4 protein-coding genes and 2 pseudogenes are annotated in these 2,949 nt (G+C 65.8%); 1 reads left to right on the plus strand and 5 read right to left on the minus strand.

The window, feature by feature from the left end; all coding sequences use genetic code 11:
* A pseudogene (locus tag FVA95_RS28230) lies at positions 1–142 on the plus strand (transposase); the annotation flags it as partial.
* 229 nt (positions 143–371) lie between these two features.
* On the opposite strand, the gene FVA95_RS31440 reads toward FVA95_RS28230, so the two are convergent.
* The 5 genes and pseudogenes from FVA95_RS31440 to FVA95_RS28250 all read right to left on the minus strand — a co-directional run.
* Positions 372–752, minus strand: coding sequence for a hypothetical protein (locus FVA95_RS31440; protein ID WP_162557703.1), 381 nt, complete (start codon positions 750–752; stop codon positions 372–374).
* A 137-nt stretch (positions 753–889) separates the two neighbouring features.
* Positions 890–1,107: pseudogene (locus tag FVA95_RS28235) on the minus strand (IS5/IS1182 family transposase); the annotation flags it as partial.
* A 106-nt stretch (positions 1,108–1,213) separates the two neighbouring features.
* Positions 1,214–2,230 carry an ABC transporter transmembrane domain-containing protein gene (locus FVA95_RS34165; protein ID WP_149666838.1) on the minus strand — a complete coding sequence of 339 codons (1,017 nt, stop codon included), beginning with the start codon at positions 2,228–2,230 and terminating at the stop codon, positions 1,214–1,216.
* Positions 2,227–2,661, minus strand: a complete 435-nt coding sequence (locus FVA95_RS28245) for a lasso peptide biosynthesis B2 protein (protein WP_149666840.1) — start codon at positions 2,659–2,661, stop codon at positions 2,227–2,229. Before FVA95_RS28245 ends, FVA95_RS34165 begins: the two co-directional genes overlap by 4 nt.
* 8 nt (positions 2,662–2,669) lie before the next feature.
* A partial coding sequence (locus tag FVA95_RS28250; RefSeq protein WP_149666839.1) for a lasso peptide biosynthesis PqqD family chaperone occupies positions 2,670–2,949 on the minus strand: 280 nt, incomplete at its 5' end.

Raw genomic sequence — 2,949 nt, forward strand, 5'->3', positions numbered from 1 at the left:
ATCGACGAACACCCGGAACGGGACCCGGTCGAAAACGGTCATCTCGGATGCGGTCGGCGAGATCGAGATCTCGGTCCCGCGCGACCGGGCGTCGACGTTCGAACCGCAGATCGTGCGGAAACGACAGCGCCGCCTCGGCGGCCGCGCCCCGACGGGCTGCCAGAGCAGCAGCGGACGCGGCGTTGGCCGAACGGATCCGCACCGCTCAGGACCCTGCCCGGGGCGGGGAAGTCGTCGGTCGCCTCTTCGAGGAGTCAATGTCTCCATAACACTTGCGCAGGATGTTCCCGCTCAGGATTCAAGACCAGCTACCGGAGCATGGGCACTGAAAGTGCAGGATGCGGGCGCGCAAATTCTTCCCAAACACGACCTCAGGCTTCGTCGTTTACGTCTAGCTTCTCTTCGATCGCGTTCTTCATTTCGCTGAATGCGCGGCTCCACTCTACATTCGCGGTGGGTCCGCCAAATCCGCTGAGGACTCGCTCGCCCGTTCTTGACGATCTCACGTTCCATTGGATTGCCGGGTAGTCGCCGGGTGGAATGTTCCACGCCTGATAACAGCCGCCGCCTGTCTTTCTGGCCTCTTTCCACCCCTGTGTTGGCAGCAGGACTATACTTGCGCCCGTATCCAGGTTGAGGTACTCACAGACGGAGAGGCCACCGGTGTCCGCCAGCGGACGTGGCACTCCTCTTGCGAACCATCTCTCAGACAAACTCCGGCCGTCTTCGTCGTTCCGCACCCATGTGGACACCCAACACACCCCTTCAGCACCTCGACGCCTTCGACGGTTCCGAACGATACAGCGAACCTCTGACGGAACGGCTCAACTTGCCCTGCCGAATACTCCACAGTCCTCGACGAACTACCCTGAGCCCGTCTTCAGCAGCGGCCCTCGTGCAGGTACCGGTAGGCGGTGGAGAGCGAGAGCCGATTGTCGACCGAGAGATGGGGCGATCCGGGTAGCGTCGAGGAACCACCGCAACACCAGCACCGTTTGGCGGTAACAGCGCAGCGCACGCCTGCCGCGACGAGGTCCCGCGTCGAGCGCGTTCGGCGGCCAGCAGCCGGGAGGCAAACGATGCGGTGAGCTCTCCGATGGGGAGCACGGCCGTGAAAGGCTCAATGCACAGGTTGTCCGCGTACGGGCTCTGATGTCGTTGTAGGTACGAGCTGGTTTGTCGTTGGTCCGGCGCGTCGGACTAGTAGATCAGCTCAGGGAGGGACCACCCTCCGGGCTCTGTCAGTCACCAAGCAGACGAGCCCGGAGGGTGGTCGCCCGTGATCCTGCCTGTGGAGGCATGGATGGACATCAGGAGGTTCGCCCCGTTGCGCGCGGCTGGGGCGACGTGGAAGGAAATCGCAGCTCACGCTGGCTGCGACTGGCGCACGGCGAAGAAGTATCTCGCGCCCGATGCGCCGTCGGCGCCGCCGCGAGCGGCGTCGCGGGCCGGGACGGTGCCCAGGTTGGTCGACCCGTTCACCGATCTCATCGACGCCTGGCTGTCCGAGGATCCGCGTCTGAAGGCCACGGTGGTCCACGAACGGCTGGTCGCCGAGTACGGGTTCACGGGCCACTACCAGCGGATCAAGATCTATTGCAGCGAGGCTAGACGACGTCTGGAGCTCGAGATCGGCACCGAGCGTGCCCACCGTCGACTGCACATCCTCAGCCGCGTCGCGGATCCTGCCCAGAACGACCGCCACGACTGCTGCGGCGCCCACGAAGACCGCCAGCACCGCAGCAAAAATGAGCCAGTCGATGCCCAGCATCAGGACTGCCGCACCGACGACTGAGAGTGCACCCACTGCGACCTCGACGAATCCGCGGCCGACAGTGTCACGCAGAGCTGCCGCGTCGGTGCCGACGCGGGAGACGAGGTCGCCCGTGCGGGTGTGATCAACCGTACGCACAGGCAAACGCATGAGATGGCCGACCAGCTGCCGACGCACCTCGAGTACGACACTCTCGCCGGTGCACTGCAGTACGTAACGACTGCTGGTGTCCACGATGATCTGCACAGCGAAGACCGCGATCAGGACCCACACCAGCATGCCCACCGGACCCGAGTCGCGCACGGCGTCGACGACGCGGCCAGCGATCAGCGGCTGCGCAAGGGACAGGCTGGCACCGGCGAGCATGAGGACCCCGGCAAGAGCGACGGCGGCCCTGTGGCCCGTGAGCAGGCCGACGAGTTCGTTCCACCCCGACCGCCGTCCCGTACTTGTCATCGCAGCTCCGGTGCGGTACTACGCCCGGGAGGCACGCGCATGAGCGCGCGAAACGCGGTCGAGCCGCCGGGCTCGCCGACGATCGCGCCGTCCGCGACCACCCAGGCGTGTGCGGCAAACGGTGGCGTTGCCCGGACCCCAGCAGCCCATTCCGGCCAGGTGCCGGAGCATCGGCAGATCAGCCCTACCGCGATCGCGCGTGGCAGACAGCCCCGCCATCCCGCACAGTAGGAACTCACCGCCACGACGAGACTGTGGGCATGTGTGACGGTCGTCGCAGGTGCTGGGCGCGCCCGCGCAGCGAGCAGGGAGAGCACAGTGCGCATGCGTGTTGGCGGGAGCCGAGCGATCACATGCGCCGCAGCAACTGCACCGCGGGCCATGCTCCGGTCGATGAGAGTACCTGCGCGGCGACGCTCTGGCAATTGCATCGAGACGCTCACACGGCATCGCCCTCGGTAAGCCGTGCCTTGCTCAGCTCGGCGACCAGCTGTCGTACATCGGCGGTCGCGCGGGCCAGCTCCACGTCGTGCTCGGCGACGAGGCCGTCCACAATCTCCCTGACTGTGCGGCCGCGCTCTAGCTCAGCGAGTACGGTCGTGCCGGTCTGGTTGAGTTGCCAGTATCGTCCGGCTCGCTCATCTAGGGCGTGTCCTGCGAATCGTTTGAGGCCCGGTCGCTGATCATGTTCCGGTGGTGGGACGTGGCGAGTTGACCGA

Origin of the sequence: Pseudonocardia sp. EV170527-09, assembly GCF_008369905.1 — a bacterium.
GTDB lineage: Bacteria > Actinomycetota > Actinomycetes > Mycobacteriales > Pseudonocardiaceae > Pseudonocardia.

Excerpts from the sequence above, each read along its gene's own strand:
- FVA95_RS28245 (WP_149666840.1), bottom strand. The coding sequence starts at position 2,661 with ATGCAATTGCCAGAGCGTCGCCGCGCAGGTACTCTCATCGACCGGAGC.
- FVA95_RS34165 (WP_149666838.1), bottom strand. The coding sequence starts at position 2,230 with ATGACAAGTACGGGACGGCGGTCGGGGTGGAACGAACTCGTCGGCCTG.